The sequence below is a fragment of the Microbacterium sp. K27 genome (genome assembly GCF_004794435.1).
In the GTDB taxonomy this organism is placed as follows: domain Bacteria; phylum Actinomycetota; class Actinomycetes; order Actinomycetales; family Microbacteriaceae; genus Microbacterium; species Microbacterium maritypicum_A.
Genome location: NZ_SSDK01000010.1, coordinates 1 through 1,486 on the forward strand (window position 1 = coordinate 1; position 1,486 = coordinate 1,486).

Consider the following 1,486-nt stretch of genomic DNA (forward strand, 5'->3'; position numbering starts at 1 on the left):
CCCAAACCGGGGAACGACCACGTCACCACCCCGGCCTGGTTCGTCCACGACACCCCACCCGCAACCCGAGACTCCGGGTCAACTCCGCACCCGACTTCTGCCCCCACGCCGCATCACCACCCGCCGCATACAGATAGTTCGTCGTCACCGCCGGATCCACACCCGCCGGATCTGTCGGCCGCGACGCAATGCGTCCGTCCGAGCGGGTCACTGACCTTAGTGTGCGCGCCAACGCCGCCCCGAGTCATCTCGGTCGTCTACTCCACAGTGAACAACTCCGCCAGCGCCGCCCATAGCTGATCAGCATCTAGGCCGCGAGTGTCGGTCTGGTCAGAGCGCCAAAGTCGACCCCGCCTCCATACCGCTCGCGGACCATGCAAACGATACGAAACTCTTGCAACTTGCCGGAACCTCGCAGGTTCCGGCACCCCGTCCCGCAATCGGGGCAGGAAGCCCTGTTCGCCAGCCGATGCTTCGAAGGAAACGATCGCAAAAGATCGATCGAAGGAGATACGTCGATTCGGGTAGAGAGACGGCTCAACATAGTCGTAAGCCTTGTCAACATCCGGAACGACCGCAGGTGACAACCAATCATCAAAGATGATGACCGGCCAACGAACATCCATACCACTCACCACCAGCCTTGGAACGGCCGATGTCGCCCAATACCGCTGCCCGCGCCGCCCCCGGGGTTCCGAAAGTGGTAGTGCGGTAGCCGCCGAACGATGGGGTTCCTTGATACAGATGTGGGCATACGGTGACTGTGGATCCCGAAAACTCTTTGCCCTCTGAACAGGAAGTCAGTACCGCGACCGCCTCCTCCCGAGAAACGCACGCCAGTTCCGGTACCGGCAATGTTCTGGTAGCGCCACGACGTTAGCTTCATTGCACCTCCTGCAAGACCACCGCCAAGACCACCCAATGCGGTACTCGCTGCTAGACCACTCCAGCTGAAGGTTCGTGTACCCGCATTGAGTGCGGTATACGACAGTGCTGCAGTTGCTGCACCCGCAACTATGCCACAGACGATTGACGCGGCGCAGGCGAGACCAGCGGCTATGCCGCCGACAACGATTCCAACGTTCAGCGCGACCCGCCGCCACTCCGCTTTCCCAGTGAGATCTTCCTTGTTAATAGGGTCGGTTGGCCAGACGTAGTCGTTGTCGACACCACCCTCGATCGGGTCGACTTGCAGGAATCTCCCGAGGGCGGGGACATACAACCGCACCCCCATCTCCACCACCAGAGCCGACCCGGCCGACTCCGCGGGCTTCAACGCCCCCTGATGCCAGAGTGTGTTCCCCGCCACCTGACCGGTGTCATCCGACGCCGTCGTGCCGACCGCGAACGTCACCGGATCCACCGGCTGACCGAACGGATCCCACAACAACAGTGCACTCGTTGTCGTCCCGGTGCGGGTCACGAGGCCGTGTCCACCCAAACCGGGGAACGACCACGTCACCACCCCGGCCTGGTTCGTCCACGA

General features: G+C 62.2%; 1 protein-coding gene. It reads right to left on the reverse strand.

Features of this window, described 5'->3' with window-relative positions:
* Nucleotides 1-631: 631 nt before the first annotated feature.
* The coding region (locus DW307_RS00050) for a hypothetical protein (RefSeq protein ID WP_205810289.1) at nucleotides 632-1,486 on the reverse strand (855 nt) is incomplete at its 5' end.